The 17,526-nt window shown below is 70.8% G+C and carries 16 protein-coding genes; 7 read left to right on the top strand and 9 right to left on the bottom strand.

Annotation, left to right across the window (positions count from 1 at the left end; genetic code table 11):
* Positions 1-5: 5 nt before the first annotated feature.
* Positions 6-887 carry a pyridoxamine 5'-phosphate oxidase family protein gene (locus P2T62_RS12220; protein WP_276257360.1) on the bottom strand — a complete coding sequence of 294 codons (882 nt, stop codon included), beginning with the start codon at positions 885-887 and terminating at the stop codon, positions 6-8.
* Between the two features lie 105 nt (positions 888-992).
* Positions 993-1,193, bottom strand: a complete 201-nt coding sequence (locus tag P2T62_RS12215; RefSeq protein ID WP_276257359.1) for a hypothetical protein — start codon at positions 1,191-1,193, stop codon at positions 993-995.
* 136 nt (positions 1,194-1,329) lie between these two features.
* On the opposite strand from P2T62_RS12215, the gene P2T62_RS12210 reads away from it, so the two are divergent.
* Complete coding sequence (locus P2T62_RS12210) at positions 1,330-2,859, top strand: DUF790 family protein (protein WP_276257358.1); 1,530 nt, start codon at positions 1,330-1,332, stop codon at positions 2,857-2,859.
* Positions 2,860-3,047: 188 nt separating this feature from the next.
* On the top strand, positions 3,048-3,941 hold the full coding sequence (locus P2T62_RS12205; protein WP_276257357.1) for a DUF5995 family protein: 894 nt from the start codon (positions 3,048-3,050) through the stop codon (positions 3,939-3,941).
* A 13-nt stretch (positions 3,942-3,954) separates the two neighbouring features.
* On the opposite strand, the gene P2T62_RS12200 is transcribed toward P2T62_RS12205, so the two are convergent.
* Positions 3,955-4,617 carry a helix-turn-helix domain-containing protein gene (locus P2T62_RS12200; RefSeq protein WP_276257356.1) on the bottom strand — a complete coding sequence of 221 codons (663 nt, stop codon included), beginning with the start codon at positions 4,615-4,617 and terminating at the stop codon, positions 3,955-3,957.
* 88 nt (positions 4,618-4,705) lie between these two features.
* On the opposite strand from P2T62_RS12200, the gene P2T62_RS12195 reads away from it, so the two are divergent.
* Entirely contained in the window at positions 4,706-6,118 is a 1,413-nt protein-coding gene (locus P2T62_RS12195) for a cytochrome P450 (RefSeq protein WP_276257355.1), read from the top strand.
* 76 nt (positions 6,119-6,194) lie between these two features.
* Here P2T62_RS12195 and P2T62_RS12190 read toward each other — a convergent pair whose 3' ends face one another.
* From P2T62_RS12190 to P2T62_RS12175, 4 genes are all read right to left on the bottom strand, one after another.
* Complete coding sequence (locus tag P2T62_RS12190; protein ID WP_276257354.1) at positions 6,195-6,509, bottom strand: hypothetical protein; 315 nt, start codon at positions 6,507-6,509, stop codon at positions 6,195-6,197.
* 246 nt (positions 6,510-6,755) lie between these two features.
* Positions 6,756-7,310, bottom strand: a complete 555-nt coding sequence (locus tag P2T62_RS12185; RefSeq protein WP_276257353.1) for a DUF7122 family protein — start codon at positions 7,308-7,310, stop codon at positions 6,756-6,758.
* Positions 7,307-8,245 (bottom strand): RsmB/NOP family class I SAM-dependent RNA methyltransferase, encoded by a 939-nt coding sequence (locus tag P2T62_RS12180; protein ID WP_276257352.1) that lies wholly within the window; start codon positions 8,243-8,245, stop codon positions 7,307-7,309. Before P2T62_RS12180 ends, P2T62_RS12185 begins: the two co-directional genes overlap by 4 nt.
* Before the next feature lie 55 nt (positions 8,246-8,300).
* Positions 8,301-9,509 (bottom strand): hypothetical protein, encoded by a 1,209-nt coding sequence (locus P2T62_RS12175; protein ID WP_276257351.1) that lies wholly within the window; start codon positions 9,507-9,509, stop codon positions 8,301-8,303.
* 139 nt (positions 9,510-9,648) lie between these two features.
* Between P2T62_RS12175 and P2T62_RS12170 the strand changes: the two genes are divergently transcribed.
* The 3 genes from P2T62_RS12170 to P2T62_RS12160 all read left to right on the top strand — a co-directional run bounded on the left by P2T62_RS12170 (position 9,649) and on the right by P2T62_RS12160 (position 14,527).
* On the top strand, positions 9,649-12,492 hold the full coding sequence (locus P2T62_RS12170; RefSeq protein WP_276257350.1) for an ATP-dependent helicase: 2,844 nt from the start codon (positions 9,649-9,651) through the stop codon (positions 12,490-12,492).
* A gap of 115 nt (positions 12,493-12,607) precedes the next feature.
* Positions 12,608-13,681, top strand: a complete 1,074-nt coding sequence (locus tag P2T62_RS12165) for a DUF8073 domain-containing protein (protein WP_276257349.1) — start codon at positions 12,608-12,610, stop codon at positions 13,679-13,681.
* A 54-nt stretch (positions 13,682-13,735) separates the two neighbouring features.
* Positions 13,736-14,527 carry a helix-turn-helix transcriptional regulator gene (locus tag P2T62_RS12160; RefSeq protein ID WP_276257348.1) on the top strand — a complete coding sequence of 264 codons (792 nt, stop codon included), beginning with the start codon at positions 13,736-13,738 and terminating at the stop codon, positions 14,525-14,527.
* 261 nt (positions 14,528-14,788) lie between these two features.
* Here P2T62_RS12160 and P2T62_RS12155 read toward each other — a convergent pair whose 3' ends face one another.
* Together P2T62_RS12155 and P2T62_RS12150 are read right to left on the bottom strand one after the other, a co-directional pair.
* On the bottom strand, positions 14,789-16,018 hold the full coding sequence (locus P2T62_RS12155) for a lactate racemase domain-containing protein (protein ID WP_276257347.1): 1,230 nt from the start codon (positions 16,016-16,018) through the stop codon (positions 14,789-14,791).
* Positions 16,019-16,020: 2 nt separating this feature from the next.
* Positions 16,021-16,896 carry an aldo/keto reductase gene (locus P2T62_RS12150; RefSeq protein ID WP_276257346.1) on the bottom strand — a complete coding sequence of 292 codons (876 nt, stop codon included), beginning with the start codon at positions 16,894-16,896 and terminating at the stop codon, positions 16,021-16,023.
* A 266-nt stretch (positions 16,897-17,162) separates the two neighbouring features.
* Between P2T62_RS12150 and rpl7ae the strand changes: the two genes are divergently transcribed.
* A complete protein-coding gene (gene rpl7ae / locus P2T62_RS12145) occupies positions 17,163-17,525 on the top strand; it encodes a 50S ribosomal protein L7Ae (RefSeq protein ID WP_276257345.1) in 363 nt (120 codons plus the stop codon).
* Position 17,526 lies beyond the last annotated feature (1 nt).

Genomic DNA, 17,526 nt, shown 5'->3' with positions numbered 1-17,526 from the left:
CGGACTCAGGCGCCGGGTTCCTCCTGTCTCCGGAAGTACGCCCGCGTCCGGCGCTTGCCCGTCCAGATGAACTTCAGGCGGTCGAGGAGCGTCGCGTTCCGCATCGATGTCGAGCTACCGGGCTCGAAGCGGACGCGGTCGGCCCCGTCGGTGGTCGAGACGCGGCCCCGGAACAGCCGCTGGCCGAGCTTCGAGAGGTCCGGCGTGTGCCAGTGACAGAGGAGGCAGGCGGACTGTCCGTCCGTGACCGGCAGCGGCGTCTCCAGCGCGAGGGTGTCCGCTCCCTGGCGCTCGACGCCACGGACCGTCCGCGTCGTCGGCCAGCCGTCCTCGTCGACGACGGTCAGCGCCAGCCGGTCGTAGGACTCGGCCTCCGTCGTGTCGATGCCCTGTTCCGGCCAGGGGGGCAACGACCCTGGCCTCGCGTCGCCGAGCGGCTCGACCCGCACCGGTTCGACCTCCACGACCAGCCGGAGGGCGTACCAGCCGAAGAGGAACCGGCCGATGCGCGAGTCGAGCACCGAGGAGGTCTTCGTGAACCCCTCGCGCTTCTCCGAGGGCGGCTCCGAGCGGATGAGGTCCTGTACGTACTCGGCGTTCGCCTCGAGGTCGTCGTCGCGGACGGTCCCGCGGCCGTACAGGACGAACGGCTCGTCGGCGTCGTAGAACAGCAACGACAGCTTCGGGTTCTCCCGGACCGTGTCCACCTTCCCGGCGTACGCGGGCGGCGAGGTGACGACCACGGCCTCGCGCTCCTCGTCGTAGAACGGACTCAATGGGTACGTCCGCGGGCGATCTCCGGCCGCCGTGGCGACCTCCGCCGCCGGGGAGTCGTGGACGGCCTGCCGGACGTGGTCGAGGTCGAGCCTCGCACCGTCGAGGCTCATGACCACCCTCCGCTGTCCATGTCGTGGCACAGCGTAACGCAGGTACTTAACTGGTTCCCGGGGGCGTGTCGCCGGAGCACACCTCTCAGCACGCCCGCCACGGCGTCAGTGGGGTGTCTCCGGCTCCGTCTCCTCCTCGAGGATGATGAGGTCGCGCGCCAGATAGCCGATCCCACCCATCATCACCAGCGTCCCGACCAGCAGCGTCGCGTTGATGCCGCCCTGCAGGACGCCGAGGATCATGATCGCCATCCCGAGGACCGTCCCGGCGAGGGGGATACCGACCGAGACCGTGTGTGGGCTCATGGCCGGCCTCTCCAGCCGGGGGATTGTAAACCTCTAGCACGATCGGGGTCGCTGCCGAGGGGGGTCTCGGCCCGACGGACGGCGGCCGACCATGCGACGGAGCGCTTAACCGGCCGCTCGCCGACCACCCGACCGGATGCTGACGAAGGACCTGCTCCGCGTCTCGCGCGCTGGAGGTGGGTACCACCCCCAGTTCGTCGGTGACGACCCCGACGCGAGCGACCTCGCGGCCCGCGTGCTGGGCGTGTACCAGGGCCACGTCGCCGAGGAGCGGGCGACGCTGGACGAGGCGCTGACCGACCTCGAGCGCGACACGAGCGATTTCAAGCTGGTCCGGGGGTTCGCCAAACTGCTGGAGCGGGAGGCCGCCTTCGAGACGCGGGCGGCGGTTGAGCCACGGCGGGCGCGGGCGGCCGCCTTCGAGGCCGCGGAGGCGGTCGGCGTCGTCACCGGGGCCGAACGCGAGACCGCCCTCGCGCGAGCGGCCGAGGGGCTCGACGCTGCGCCCGATGACGTGGCCGACTCGCTGTACGCCGACCTCGAGTCCCGCCAGGTCCTCACCGCGTTCGACCCGCGCTACGACCCGGAATCGCTCGTCGCACAGTACGACCTCTCGCTCGCGCAGACGGCCCTGTTCGACGCGCTGGAGGTCCGGGTCCGCTCGGCCGAGCCGAAGGAACTCGTCTCGGCGGTCAAGCGGCTCCGGCTGATGTACGAGGTCCGCCGTGTCGCGGCGGGCGACCGGGACGCGGGGCCGGGCGACCGCGAGGTCGTGGTCACGGGCCCGAGCGCGCCCTTCTCCCGCTCGCGGCGCTACGGCACCCGGTTCGCCCGGCTCCTGCGGACCGTCGCGACGGCGCCGGCGTGGCGGCTCGAGGCGACCGTCGACGACCGCGGGACCGAGCGGGAGCTGGTCCTCACGGACGATGACCTCTCGGTCCCCGGCACCGAACCGGTCGCCGAGCCGACGTACGACTCGGGTGTCGAGCGCGACTTCGCCACTCGCTTCGCGTCGCTCGACCTCGACTGGGACCTCGTCCGCGAGCCCGAACCGCTCGCCAGCGGCGCGCACGTGGTCATCCCGGACTTCGCGTTCGACTACCACCACGCGGACTTCCGCGTCTTCTTCGAGATCATGGGCTTCTGGACGCCGGCGTACGTGGAGAAGAAGCTCTCGCGACTCGAGACACTGGAGGACGTGACCATGCTGGTCGCCGTCGACGAGTCGCTCGGCGTCGGCGAGGCGGTCGCGGAACTGACCGAGGGCGCCATCCCCTACCGGGGGAGCGTCCGGGTGAAGGACGTGGTCGACGCGCTCCGGGCCTACGAGGACGACCTCCTGGCGGACGCGGCGGCCGACCTGCCGGACGAACTCGTCCCCGAGGACGACGTCGTCACGCTGGCGGCGCTCGCGGCGCGCCACGGCGTCGGTGCGGCTGCGGTCGAGCGGAAGGCCTTCCCCGGGCACGAGCGGGTCGGCCGGACGCTCGTCCGCCCCACCGTGCTGGAGGCACTTGCCGACCGCATCGAACCGGGGATGGACCTCGCCGAGGTGGAGGCGGTGCTCGACGAGTACGGGCTGGACGACGCGAGCGCGGCCCTCTCCAGACTGGGCTATCGCGTCGAGTGGGAGGGGCTGTCCGGCGGGACGGTCCGAGAGAAGTGACGGCGGTCGGAGGGTGCGGAACGCGCCAGTGATGCGGAAGGATGTGGATAATCTCGGGATCGGATCGATAACATCCGGAATTGAAACCCGGACCACACGACATCTCCGTTGTATCCATCTCGTGCCGATCCGGCGCCATCCGGTCACCAGCGGGTGAGAGTTATTGTCTCCGGTGTGGTAGAGATCCCATGAGCCGGGCTCGTGGGCCACGTCGGTCCTGGCGGAAGGAGGCCACCGCCGTCGGGCGGCGACTCCGTCGGGGGCGGCCGACGGCGCGCCGGCGGGCGGGGGGTGACCCGGAGATCCTGTCATTACTGGCAGCGCCGTACGGCTCGGTCGAGGAGGCCCGCGACCGACTCGACGCGCTGCGGCGCGAGTTCGCCGACCGAGGGGACGACCGCGCGGTGTTCCTCACGGTGTACGCCCGGACGACCGAGGCGGTCGCGGCGCGCATCGAGCGCGGCGAGTTCGAGGACCCCGAGTGGGTCGCCACCTACCTCGTCGCCTTCGCCAACCGCTACCGGCAGGCGTGCCACAACTACGAGCGGGGCGCCCTGTCCGCCGTCGCGGACCCCTGGCAACTCGCCTTCGACTCCGCCGCGGAGCCGGACTCGCTGGTCGCCCAGGACGCCCTGCTGGGTGTGAACGCCCACATCAACTACGACCTCGCGTTCGCGCTGGTCGATGCGGGTATCGAGCGGGACCGGACGGCCCGGTACGCCGACCATTGCGACGTGACCGAGGTGCTCCGGACCATCGTCGACGACATCCAGGACCTGCTGGCGAGCGAGGCACCCGGCCTCGTGGCGGTCGATGAGTCGCTGGGCCGGGCCGACGAGCGCCTCGCCATCTTCACCATCGACGAGTGCCGGGCCAGCGCCTGGCGCAACGCGGTCGGCCTCTCCTCGCGGTTCCGCCTGCGGCGCTGGCTCGCCCGCCGGGTGACGGGCGCCACCGCGACCGGCGCGGCGTACCTGCTCCTGAGCACGCGAGCGAGCGATTCCGTGCAGGGTGCCCTCGGGGAGTTCGAGGCGGGTGGGGAGGACGAGGGAGGACAGGGGACGGGAGTCGGACGGAACTGAGCCACAGGGTGGTTCAGGTCCCGACGACCCGCTCCATCACCCGTGACTCGGCCCGGCGCAGCAGCTCCGAGGCCGTCGCCTCCGCGATGCCGAGTTCATCGGCCACGTCGGCCAGTGCCGCCTCCCGCGGCGTCGTGTAGTAGCCCAGGCTCGTCGCCGTCTCGACGGCCTCGAACTGCCGGTCGGTCAGTCCGGCCGCGACGGTCCCGTGTCGACGGTCGTACTCGCCGATCTCCAGGACCTCGACGCCGATATCGGCGCTGTCCCGGAGCGTCGCAACCAGTTCCGTCAGCGCGTCACCGGCCCCGACGCTCGTCAGCGTCAGCCGGCCCCTCCCGTCGTACACCAGCGGCGGCACCACCACCAGCCGCAGGGCGGCGAAGGCGTCGAAGAACGCCTCGTCGGCGTCGGTGTACGTCTGGCAGACGTACGAGTAGAAGTGCTCCTCGTCGACCGGCGTCAGTTCGTACTCCCGGACGGGCTCGACCTCGTCGATGCGCTCGCGGTAGGCGTCGATGTCGCCGACCATGTAGAACAGCGCGAACTGCACGTCCTCCCGCGAGAGGTTCCAGGCGTGCAGTTCCACCCGCTCCATCGCGTCCGAACGCGCCAGGAACCGCTGCATCGGGTGTCGCATCCACTCCGGCTGGTCGAGGCGCGCGTGCAGGTAGCGCATCCACGGTCACCCCTGGCTCGTCTCTACACATAATGGTGCTAGGCACTTCGGGATAACGACCGTCGCCACGGCACCACTATCATCACTCATGTCACGACCACGCCCACGCGTTCGAGAACGGGCCGGTGACGCCGAGGCCGAGGGCCGCGCACCCGGTGGCGGCGAGGGGTCGACGCTCCCGGCGGAGACACCGCCGGGACCGGACGGCCTCCCCCTGCTCGGAAACGCGCTCTCGCTGGTCCGGGACCCGCGGGCGTTCTACCGGGAGATGAGCGAGTACGGCGACGTCGTGAGCTACAGCATCCCGCGGCTGGAGTTCTGTACCGTCCTCCATCCGGACCTCGTCGAGCGGGTCCTCCTGACCGACCACGAGCGGTTCGGCAAGTACGGGTTCGAGGATCTGGGCGGCGAGTTCGCCAGCGAGGGCCTGCTCCTGACGGAGGGCGAGCAGTGGCGCCGGCAGCGGACGGCGGTCCAGAACGCCTTCACCATGGACCGCGTCCAGGGGTACGGCGAGGCGATGGCGGACTACACCCGTCGGATGGTCGAGGGATGGGACGACGGCGAGGTCGTGTCCATCGACGACGAGCTCTCCCGGCTGACGCTCCAGGTGCTCGCACACTCGCTGTTCGACATCGACCTCGGCCGGGAGGCCGACCTGGTGCGGGAGTTCGCCACCACCATCAACGACCGCGGCAGTCTCGACGGGGTCTCGACCTTCCTGCCGGTCTGGGTTCCGACGCCCGAGAACCGGCGGTACAGACGGGTCCTCTCCGAGTTCCGTGAGTTCGTGGGTGCCCTGATCGACGAGCGCCGCGGGCGGGCCGACGAGTACGACGACATCCTCTCGCTCCTGCTGACCGCCGAGGACGATACCGGCGACACCATGTCCCACGTGGAGCTGCGCGACCAGATGGCGACGTTCCTGTTCGCGGGCCACGAGACCACATCGCTCGCGCTCACGTTCACGCTGCTGGAGGTGGCCAAGCACGAGGAGGTTCGGGCACGGCTGGACGAGGAGTACGCGAGCCTGCTGGCGGGGTCGGCGCCGGACCCCGCGCAGGTGCCACAGCTGGAGTACACGGACCGCGTCATCCAGGAATCGTTGCGGCGCTACCCCCCGGCGTTCATCATCTTCCGGGAGGCCCGCGAGGACGTCGAACTGGGGGGCTACCGGATCCCCGAGGGGACGAAGCTCACGCTCCCGCAGTTCCACATCCACACCGACGAGCGGTGGTACGACGACCCGATGACCTTCGACCCGGACCGCTGGACCGACGGTCTCGAGGAGGAACTGCCGGACTACGCCTACTTCCCGTTCGGTGGCGGCCCACGGCACTGCATCGGGATGCGCTTCGCGATGCTGGAACTGAAGACGGCGCTGCCGACGCTCCTCCAGCGGGTCGACCTCGACCTGCTGTCGGACCCGGAGCCCGAACTCGACATGGCGGTCACGATGCGACCGGCGGACCCGGTGCGGATGCGCGTTCGGAAGCGGTGACGGCCCCCCGTGGGACGTTCGAGGCTCGATGCGCACGCGCGACGAATCGATGCTCGGACCGAACCGCTGGCCGGGCTCAGTCCCCCGTGACGACGGCCCGGTTGCAGCGCAGGCACTCGGGCACCAGGTCCGCCCGGGTCGACGCCCGGACGAGGCGGGTCCGCTCGCGGGACACGTCATCGCCGCAGCCGTGACAGCAGTAGGTGGCCGACTCGGGGAGCCAGCAGCCCGTCGCACAGACCCTGACCCGGCGATCGATGGCCGGGTCCGGGTGGTCGACCTCGCGGAGCCGGTCCGGGGCGTCCCGGCAGCGCCAGCAGACATCCGACTGTGGACCGCCCGGGCCCCGGGCATCCGGGGTGGCTCCGGCCGAGCTATCGGGCGGGGTCATCCTGCGACGCCCTCCACGGCGCCACACCGTGATGGCCACCGCGTCTCGGGCGCAGGTCTCCAGTCGAGAGTGGCGGACGAACGGTCGTGTTGCATCACACGAACCCACGGATCGACGGAAGGAAACGGATTCCACGTTCCAGCTAGGTGGGTTGAAATACACGGCTGTTCGTCGATGATTCGACCGGAGATGTGGCCGTTCGTGGTGGGGGCGTGTCGAACGTTGCTCCGATGTCGTATCGGGGCCTCACAGCTCCCGGCGCCGTCCCTTCGGCACCTGCGAGCGCAGCTCGCCGTGCACGAAGAGGCCGACACCGACGGGCTCCGGGCGCCCTCCGTACTCGTGGCGAACGATCAGGTAGCCCCAGTCGCCGTCCCAGTCGAGTTCCTGGTCCTCGCCGGCGAGGAACCGCGCGGCACGCTCCCGCGAGAGGTCGATGACGGTGTCGTCGGCCGTCGCGTGACGGCCGAACCGCTGGACGGCGTCGGTCGTCGGCTTCCAGTGCTCGCCACCGGTCCGGAGGAACGTCATCCCCATCGCCTCCACCTCGACCGGCGAGGGCAGGTCGCCCGCGAACGCCCACACCTTGCCCGCGCCCTTCTCCCAGAAGGTGTAGCCGTCCCAGACCGACGGGTCGACGCCGTAGCGGTCGTGCCAGAACTCGACGACGCCCTCCCGGGTCGCGCGCTCGGGCACGTCTCGCTCCTCGGCGGTCGCGGGCAGGCGGTCGAACCGGTGGGGCTGGTTCTCTGCCGAGGCGTCGTCCGCCCCACCGCCACCGTCCGCCGCGTCGTCGCTCATGCCGTCACCTCCAGTTTCGCGCAGAAGAACCCGCCCGTGTCGTTGTGGTGCGGGTAGATGCGCCGGGCCCGCTCGACCGCGGGGTCGTACGACTCGCCCTGCCACTGGGTGACGCCGGGGCGCGACTCCAGGGGGAGGTCGAACTCGACGAGGTCGCACGCCGAGTTCCCGAGCGCGTGGTCGAGGACGGCCTCGTTCTCCTCGGGCGCGAAGGTGCAGGTGGAGTAGACGACCGTGCCGCCCGGCTTCGTCACCTCGATGGCGCGCTCGAGGATGCCCTTCTGGACGCCGGCGACGCCGTGGACGTGGTCCTCGGTCCAGTCGGCCAGGGCGTCCGGGTTCTTCCGGATGGTCCCCTCGCACGAGCAGGGCACGTCGACGAGGACGCGGTCGAACGGCTCTTCGTCGTCGGAGAACGGCTTCAGCGAGAAGTTCCGGGCGTCGGATTTGGTGACCACGACGTTCGAGACACCGCACCGTTCGGCGTTCGACCGGAGCGCCGACAGCCGCCCGAGGTTCGAGTCGTTCGCGACCAGCAGGCCGGTGTCGTTCATCAGCGCCGCCAGCTGGGTGGTCTTGCTCCCGGGCGCCGCGCAGGGGTCGAACACGCGCTCGCCCGGCTCCGGGTCCAGGACCAGCGCCGGCACCGCCGAGACCTCCTCCTGGCCGTACACCCAGCCGTGGACGTACGCCCACGAGTGGCCGGGGTCGCCGTCGGGGAGCCGGAGGAGGCCGTCGTGCCAGTCGACGGTGTCGTACGAGATGCCCTCCTCCTCGAAGCCGGCCCGGACCTCGTCGGGCGTGGCCTTGATCTCGTTCACCCGGACGACCGCCGGGAGCGGTCGGGCGCAGGCCTCGCGGAACGCCTCGACGTCGTCCACGAGCCCCTCGTAGCGCCCCAGCACGTCCTCGGGGTCGTCTATCCCATCGGTCATTGGCGGGCCTGCGCGGCGGGCGGGTTAGTGGGTTTCGGAGCGACCGGCGCCACCCTCAGCCGAAGCGGTCCCGGAACAGGGCGACCAGCAATCCGAGATGGACGGCGGCACCGACCGTCGCGGCGAGTCGCCCGCCCGTCACGAGGGACCGCCCACCGAGCAGCCCGGCCGTCTCGACGAGGAGGCCGCCCGCGACGAGGACGACGACGGCCACGGCGGTCCTGTCGTTCGCCCCCCGGAAGCTCCCGACCGAGGGAGGATAGAACTGGTAGCTCGCTCCGATGATCGCGAGGCCGAGGAAGCCGAGCAGGTTCAGCCGCCGGTGGGCCGTCACGAGGTCGGCCGTCGGCGGCTGGACCGCGAAGGTGAGGCCGAGGAACGCGGCCACCGAGCCGAGCGCCACGCTCCCGAGGACGGCGTCGAGTCCGACCCGATGCCGGTCCGACCGCACGAGTGTCACGGCGAAGGCGACCGCGAACCCGACGACGGCGACGGCCTCGGCGGTGGCTCCCAGCCGGAAGACGGGCCCAGCCGGAAGCCCGACGGCGAGCAGCGCGGGCCCGAGCGCGCCGGCGGGCAGGACGACCGCGACGAGCGCGCGCGGCGGATGGGCGACGAGGAAGCGCGGGAGGAGCCGGAACCCGACGGCGAACAGCGTGAGCGTCGCGAACCCCGCACCGAGCAGGTGCGAGGCGCGCGGTGGGTAGCCGTCCAGCAGGGTCGGAAGGGGCGTGTGCCCGGCCAGCAGCGCGTACGAGCCCACGGCCAGGTAGGCCAGCGCCACGGGTATCGCGAGGTTCGCCGCCCGGTCGACGGGGCGACGCTCGGCGTTCGCGTCGCCGGTCCCGGTCTCGCCGCCGAGGAGGTTCCCGCGGACGGTCCAGCCCAGCGTCCCGAGGAAGAGCGCCACCCCGGCGGTCCAGAGGACGGCCCCCGCGAGCGCCAGCAGGTCGGCGGTGGCACTCGGGAGGAGCGCACGGCCCACCCCGGACGCCGCAGCCCCGAGGAGTAGCGTGCCACCCAGCGAGCAGGCGAGGTGGACCGGCATGAGCCGCGTCGTCGCGAGGTCGCGGTCGAAGTACGGCGGCACCAGCGCGTACGCCTTCCCGAAGACGGTGTGGAGCACGAATCCCAGCAGCCCGAGCGTGACGGCCGCCCGGCGGGTGGTCCCGGCCAGCTCCGCGACCTGCCAGACGACCAGCCAGGCGGCGCCGGCGAGGACGAACCGGCGCGCCCAGCGCGAGGCCCGTTCGGCGTGGGTCATGCCGGGTGTCCCACGGCGGAGGCTCTTGAATCCGGCCCCGAACAGCCGGGCCACCGGGAGTGTCCCTCGCCCGGGAGGGACCAGTTCCGCCCCGGTAGGCGACCGCTTAACATCCTGCCGGCCCTCGGTCGAGTCACGGATGGGGAGCCACGGCGACGAGCTGACGGCCGCGGGTCGCGAGCTGCTGCGCGCGTGTCACGACGACCTCCCGTTCGACCCGGCGACCGTCGACATCGACGACGCGGACACGCTGGCGCGGCTGGAGCCGGAGGTCCGGGAGTGGTGGGTCGAGACCTTCGGCGAGTACGTCCCCGGCAACGGCGGGTTCTTCACGCCGCCGCAGAAGGGGGCCATCCCTCTCGTCGACGAGGGCGAGAACGCGCTGGTCTGTGCCCCGACCGGGAGCGGGAAGACGATGGCCAGCTTCGCCGCCATCTACAACGACCTCTTCCGCCGCGCGAAGGCCGACGACCTCGACAACAGCGTCTACTGCCTCTACATCTCGCCGCTGAAATCGCTCGCCAACGACATCCACCGGAACCTCGCCGAGCCCATCGACGCCATCTCCGAGAAGCTCGCGGCGAACGGCCACGACGCCGAGGTCCGCCACGCCATCCGGCACGGTGACACGAGCGACAGCGACCGGCAGGCGATGCTTTCGACGACGCCGCACATCCTCAACACGACGCCGGAGACCCTGGCCATCCTGCTGAACTCGCCGAAGTTCAAGCGGAAACTGGAGACCGTCGAGTACGTCATCGTCGACGAGATCCACTCGCTGGCCGACAACAAGCGCGGGACCCACATGGCCGTCTCGCTGGAGCGACTGGAGGCGATGGCCGAGCAGTCACCGACCCGCATCGGCTGCTCGGCGACGGTCGAGCCGCTCTCGAAGATGGCGGAGTTCCTGGTGGGGTGCGAGACGCCCGGCGACCCCGACGCGGCGGGTGACAGGGACGGAGACGGAGCGGAGGGCCGCGAGCCCGAGTTCCGCGACTACGAGATCGTCGACGCGCGGTTCGTCCGGGACTTCGACATCGAGTTGCACTGCCCCACGGACGACCTCATCGACACGCACCCGTCGGTCGTCAACGAGCGGTTCTACGACCGGCTCCACGAGTGGATCCAGGGCGCGACGAACACGCTCGTCTTCACGAACACGCGGTCGGGCGCCGAGCGCGTCCTCCACACCCTCCGCGAGAACTACGACGGCTACGACGAGACCAACTCCGGCTGTCACCACGGCTCGCTCTCGAAGGAGGAGCGCGAGCGCGTCGAGGGGCTGCTCAAGTCCGGCGACGTCGAGGTCGTGACGACGAGCACCTCGCTCGAACTCGGCATCGACATGCCCCACATCGACCTGGTGGTGCAGGTCGGGTCGCCCAAATCGGTCGCCTCGCTCCTCCAGCGCGTCGGCCGCGCGGGCCACCAGCTCGGCCAGACCGTCACGGGCCGGGTCGTGGCGCTCGACCGCGACGAGCTCGTCGAGTGTGCGGTGATGCTCAAGAAGGCCGAGGAGGGGTTCGTGGACAGGGTGTTCGTCCCGGAGAACGCCCAGGACGTGGCTGCCCAGCAGGTGTACGGGATGGCCATCAACGGACCCCGCCCGGAGGCGGAGGTCCGCGAGATACTGACGAGCGCGTACCCGTACCGGAACGTCTCGGACGAGGCGTTCGAGCAGCTGTTCCGCTACCTCACGGCGGACTACGAGGGACTGGAGGAGAAGAACGTCTACGCGAAGGTGTGGCGCGACACCAACGACGCGCCGGGCGGCGAGCATCACTACGAGGCGTACGCACCCGGGACACCGCTGGTGGGGAAGCGCGGCCGGATGGCCCGGGTCATCTACATGACCAACATCGGGACCATCCCGGACTCGTTCACCTGCGACGTGTTCGTCCGCGGCGGCGACGAGTGGGTGGGGCAACTCGACGAGTCCTACCTCGACACGCTCGAATCCGGCGACGTGTTCGTCCTCGGCGGGTCGAACTACGAGTACCGCTACCGCCGTGGGTCGAAGGTGTACGTCGACCCCACCAGTGCCCGCCCCACGGTGCCGTCGTGGTTCTCCGAGCGGCTCCCGCTCTCGTACGACCTCGGGCGGGAGATCCTGTCGTTCCAGCGCGACCTGCTCGAACGACTCGGCGAGGGCGGCCCGCCAGCGGTCCGGACCTGGCTCCGGGAGTTCCCGCTCGACGAGCACTCGGTGCGCGCGGTGACCCGGATGTTCGACGAACAGGTCCGCTACGCGGGGGCAGACAGCGTCGCCACCGACGGGCGGCTCGTCGTCGAGGAGGAACTGGACCACGACGAGTACGAGCGCCACTACTACATCCACTCGAACTACGGGCGCCGGTTCAACGACGGCTTCTCCCGGCTGCTGGCCTACCGCTGTGCGCAGGCGGCCAACGCCAACGTGCAGGTCGCCGTCGCCGACCACGGGTTCACGCTCTCGATGCCGCTCAACCGGAAGGTCGACGTGACGGGCGTGCTCGAGTCCATCGAACCGGGCGAGGCCCGTGCGGACCTCCGCGCGGCGCTCGACGGGACCGACCTCCTCAAGCGCTACTTCCGCATCAACGCGACCCGCTCGCTGATGATCCTCAAGCGGTACAAGGGGTACGAGAAGTCGGCGGCCGAGCAACAGGTCTCCAGCGAGATGCTGCTGTCGTTCGCACAGGACCTCGACGAGTTCGCGGTCATCGAGGAGACCTACCGCGAGATCCTGGAGGACAAGCTCAACCTGGTCGGTATCGAGGACGTCCTCCGTGACATCCAGTCGGGCGATATCGAGGTGGCCCGCCACACGGTCGAGACGCCGACCCCACGCGCGTTCGGCCTCGCGACCCTGATGGCCAGCGACGTGGTCCTCGCGGAGGACGAGTCGGCGGTCCTCCAGGAGTTCCACCGGCGGGTGCTGGACGCCATCGACGACTCCGACGCCGGGGAGGAAGACGGCGCACTCGTCGAGAGCGACGACTGACCTGCCGCACATGGGCACGCTGTTTACGCCCGGGGCGGCGTACTCCCCCGATATCGATTGCGGTGGCCAGAAACCTTATCAGCGCGAACACCTCCCTCTCGCAGTAGGGGGACACATGACAATCGCCGATGCATACCGCCGCCTTGGGACGGTTCTGTCGGAGCTCGAGTCGCAGGGGATCGAGGTCGCCGCGGTGACACCGGACGAGACAGCCGACGCGGAGCCACTGGTGGTCGATCTGCGGATCGCGGTTCCGGCGGACGCGGACGCACCGGAGGTTCGCTTCGGCGAGTCACATCCGCCCGAGGACCTCGGTGCGGACAGCGAGCCGCAGGCGGCGTCGACGGCGGAGTCGTCCCCATCCTCGCCGGGAACGGCGCCGGGATCGGGGACAGCCCAGCCCGATGAGGCCGGTGGAAGTGCCGCAGGGGACGCCACCGGGGGCACCGCCGACGCGGAGTTCCCCTGTGCCGAATCCGGATGCTCGGCCGGCTTCGATTCGGCGGCCGCACTGACCGTCCACCGGCTTGCCGCCCACGAGCGACCGGAGGAACCCCTCTACCAGCACGAGCCGGCCCTCCGGGCGGCCTACGAGGCGTACGACTCGTTCGCCTCGATGACCGAGGCGCTCGGGGTAGACGTGACGGCCCAGACCGTCCGGCGCAACATGATGAAGGTCGGCATCCACGACCCCGATAGCGGTGACGGCGGGACCGCCGACGAGGACGAATCGGAGGCAGCCAGCGATGCCGCCGAGCCGACGGGTGCCGCTGGTGGTGGGGCTGGGGACGGCGTACCGGACTCCGGGGAGGCCGCGGCCGACGAACAGACGATAGCCGACGGGTCCGGGGCCGCCGCCAGTCGAGGGGCGGAGGCTCCGGGTGGTCCCGCAGGGGGATCCGCGGACCCGGAGACGGACACCGCGCCATCCGACCCGGCGGCCGAACCGCTCCCGGCGGACGTGACGGTCGAGGACCTCCGGGCGGCCGTGGTCGAGGGGGGGAGTCTGCGGGCAGTCGCGCGGAGTCTCGACCGGTCCAGCGATGAGACCCGGAGCCTCCTCGCCGAGCTGGGGCTCCTCGAACAGGTCCACGGCCGGGTCGCGACGCGCCCGGACCGAGCCCAGCGTGCCGCCGCCTTCGACGACTGGCTCGAGGCGGCTCGGCGGGGTGACGGTGGGTCGACCTGAACGATCAGGCAGCTAGCCAGAACCGTTTTCCGTACCCCCTCGGGAGCACCTGACATGGACGCTCGTGAGGGCATCGCCTTCCTGACCGGGTCCGAGGGCCGTGTCGCCGTGTTGCGGGCGCTCGCGGAGGCGCCGTGTCGGCCCTGCGAGCTCCGCGAGCGGACCGACGCCTCACGGACCGCCATCCACCGCGCCCTCTCGGGGTTCGAGGAGTACGGCTGGGTCCGGAAACCCGACGAGCGGTACGCTCTGACCGCCGCCGGCCGTCAGGTACACGAGCGGTACGAGGACCTCGCGACGGCAGTCGACCACGGCGACCGGTTCAGCGAGTTCCTCGCCGCCTTCCCGCTCGCCGACGAACTCCCCTTCCCCTTCGAGGGGGAGGTGCGTGTCGCCACGCCGACCGAGCCCCAGGCCGCCGAGACGTTCTTCTTCGAGCGGCTCCCCGACGATGCTGACTGCTTCCGCGGCTTCACGCCGGTTCTCACGCGGCGGCTGATCGACTCGTTCGAACCGACCGTCGAGGCGGGGACGGCCATCGAACTCGTCTACGACGAGTCCATCGCCCAGCGCGCCCTCGAGGCGTATCCGGAGACGATGGCGCTCGCGAAGCGGAGCGAGAACGTGACCATCCACGTGGTCCAGGGCCCGATCGAGGGCGGGCTGGCACTGGTCGACGGTGAGGTGTTCCTGAAGAGCTACGGCTCGCGGGGGGACCTCCGCGCGTGTCTCCACTCGACCGACGACCAGCTCCGCGAGTGGGCGACCGACTGGTTCGAATCCCTGGCCGAGGGCTCGGTACCGCTGGCGGAGTACGCGCCGGACGCCGGCTCCCGGCACTGCTGACGCCCTGTTGTTTCGACCTCCGGGACAGTCCCGGACTCCATTCGTTGACCTGGGTCCGGGACATACCCTACCGGTGCATACTCGATAGCTCGGCGGAGATGGGAGTCCGGGGCCGCGTGGCGCCACGGACAGGTCACCGTGGCTTCCGGGCTCGCCCGATTACGGGGGACTGGGGGTGCGCACCTGCGCGGTGGGGAACACCGGGATGCCGACTGGTCCCGCGGGCTGGCCTGCCCTCCAGGCCTCTCGCGACCGTGAGACTCAGCCCAGCAGCGTATCCAGCGCATCGGGGACAACCAGCACCCGGCTCCCTGGCTCGATGGCGTCCGGAACCGAGTCCGCGGCGTGCATCAGACACGCCTCCACGACCGCTGGAGCCATCGAGTCGGTCACGTAGCAGTCGTGGTCGCGGAGCGCCCGCGCGACCACGAACGCGCGCTGGGCGCCCGGTTCGTACCCCTCGGCCATCGACTCGTAGAGCGCGTCGGCGGAATCGGCGGTCGAAAGCCGCTCGTGGAAGCGTCGCTCACCGGTCCCCTCACCAGCACCCTCGGAGAGTGCCGCCGGGACCACGACGCGACCGCGCCCGTCCCCGCCGGCCAGCGGGTTCTTCGCGCCCAGCGTGACGTAGGTGAACGCGCGGGTCGTCTGGTAGAGGTTGGCGTCCTTCGGCGCGCCGACCCCGGCCACCACGGCGTCGTAGCCGTCGTCGACCGCGACGGAGAGCGCCTCGCGTGCCGTCTCGGCGAGGTCCCGGACGACCTGTCGGGGCTGGCCCGCTGCAGCCCCCAGGATGCCCGACGGACCGTGCGTGACGTTCAGGCAGAAGTCGAGGCCGATCTCGTCGCCGGCCCGGTCGACGGCCTCGCGGAACGGGTTGTCCTCGATGCGTCCGAGCCGGACCCCCTCGCGCCCCAGCATCTCGGGCCCGTGGGTGTACCGGATGAACGACTCGCTGCCGGCGCCGATGGCGACGGTCTTGGCGCCACCGGAGAAGCCCGCGTACTGGTGGGGCTCGACCATCCCCGTCGAGACGACCGAGTCGGCGTGTGCGACCGAGGGGTGGACCTCGACGGGGGTGCCGTCCACCGTCCCGACCTGCACGCAGTCGTCCGGGTCGTGGTTCACCGCGCGGTCGGCGTACTCACCGAGTCCCGCCTCCAGCTCGCCGTCGGTCATCGGGCGGTGGAGCCCGAGCCCGACGAGGACGCGGACCTGTGCGGGAGGGATGCCCGCGCGCCCGAGTTCGTCGAACAGCGCCTCCAGCAGCAGGTCGTCCGGTGTGGCGCGGGTCACGTCCGTCACGACGATGCAGACCAGGTCGTCGGCATCGACCAGTTGCGAGAGCCGGGGGCCGTGGGGGTTCTCGACGGCCTCGCGGGCGGCTTCGGGCACGTCGACCACGTCGGCACCCGGCGGTTCGGCCACGTCCACCTCGCAGTCGGGCAGGTCGAACCGTACGGTGCCATCGCCCAGCGGGAGTTCGTACATCGTCAGGCGGCGTCGGTCAGTTCGGCCACCTCCGCCTCGGTGAGTTCGAGGTCGGCGGCGGCGACGTTCTCGGCGAGGTGGTCGCGGTCGCTCGTCCCCGGGATGGGCAGGGTCACGTCGGAGTGGTGGAGGAGCCACGCCAGCGCGACCTGGTAGCGCGTCGCGTCGTGGGCCTCACAGATGGGGTCGACCGTGTCGGCGATGGCGTTCAGGTTGCCCGCGCCGACCGGGAAGTACGGGATGAAGCCGATGTCGTACTCCTCGCAGGCCTGCAGGACGTCCTCGTTCCCCCGGTTCGTCACGTTGTACTGGTTCTGGACGGTGGCGACCTCGACGTGGTCGCGGGCGGTCTCCAGTTGCTCGACGGAGACGTTCGAGAGGCCGACGTGCTCGACGAAGCCCTCGTCCTTCAGTTCGCCGAACGTCGCGACGGCGTCCTCGAAGGGTGTGTCCTCGTCGGGTGCGTGGTACTGGTAGAGGTCGATGGTGTCGACCCGGAGGCGGTCCCGGGAGGCCAGCACCTGGTTGCGGATGTAGTCGGGCTTCCCGTGGCGGAGCCACTCGCCGCCGGCGTTGCGGAGCAGGCCGGCCTTCGTCGCGACCACCACGTCCCCGGCGTCGACGCGCTCGCGGCCGTCGTCGACGGGGCCGTCGAGCGCGAGCGTCTCGCCGATGAGCCGTTCGCTGGTGCCGGGGCCGTAGGAGTCGGCGGTGTCGATGAAGTCGACGCCGGCGTCGACGGCGTCGCGGAGCACCTGTCGGGCGTTGGCCTCGTCGTCGGGCGCGCCGATGATGTCGGGGCCGCAGAGGCGCATCGCGCCGAAGCCGAGCCGGGTCACCGTCAGGGCGCCGCCGATGTCGAAGGTCGCTGGTGGCATGGTTGCTCCCTCTCCCGGGAGGCGGATAACGGTTCGTGCCGCAGGCGTCGGGCGGCAGGCGCAAGCCCCGTGCGCTCGCGTGTCACCCCCGGGAGCGTTCATACACGCTTTTACGTGCCGGAGCGAAACGAGGGGGTACAGCCTGTACCGGGTTGTGATGCTCCTAGCCTCTCAGGATACGCCCCCTGTGGTCTCACGGGGGGCGAGGGCCAGCCGGCCCGAACCGGCGGGGGAGCGCGAGCCCGTGTACAGGAGGTGAACACACCATGTCAGTATACGTCGACTACGACGTTCCGGCGGACCTCGAGGACGACGCCCTCGAGGCGCTCGAGGTCTCCCGGGACACAGGCTCGGTGAAGAAGGGGACGAACGAGACGACCAAGGCCGTCGAGCGTGGCAACGCCATGCTCGTCTTCGTGGCCGAGGACGTGAGTCCGGAGGAGGTCGTCATGCACCTGCCGGACCTCTGTGCCGAGAAGGAGATCCCGTACATCTTCGTCGGTGCACAGGACGACGTCGGGCGTGCGGCGGGCCTCGAGGTCGGCTCGGCCGCCGCAGCCATCGTGGACGCCGGCGAGGCGACCACGGACGTCGAGGAGATCGGCAACAAGATCGAGGAACTCCGGTAAG

It is taken from the genome of Haloglomus litoreum, assembly GCF_029338515.1.
Classification (GTDB): Archaea; Halobacteriota; Halobacteria; order Halobacteriales; family Haloarculaceae; genus Haloglomus; species Haloglomus litoreum.
Note: the sequence above shows the minus strand (reverse complement) of the source record. Positions and strands in the feature narration are given on the sequence as shown.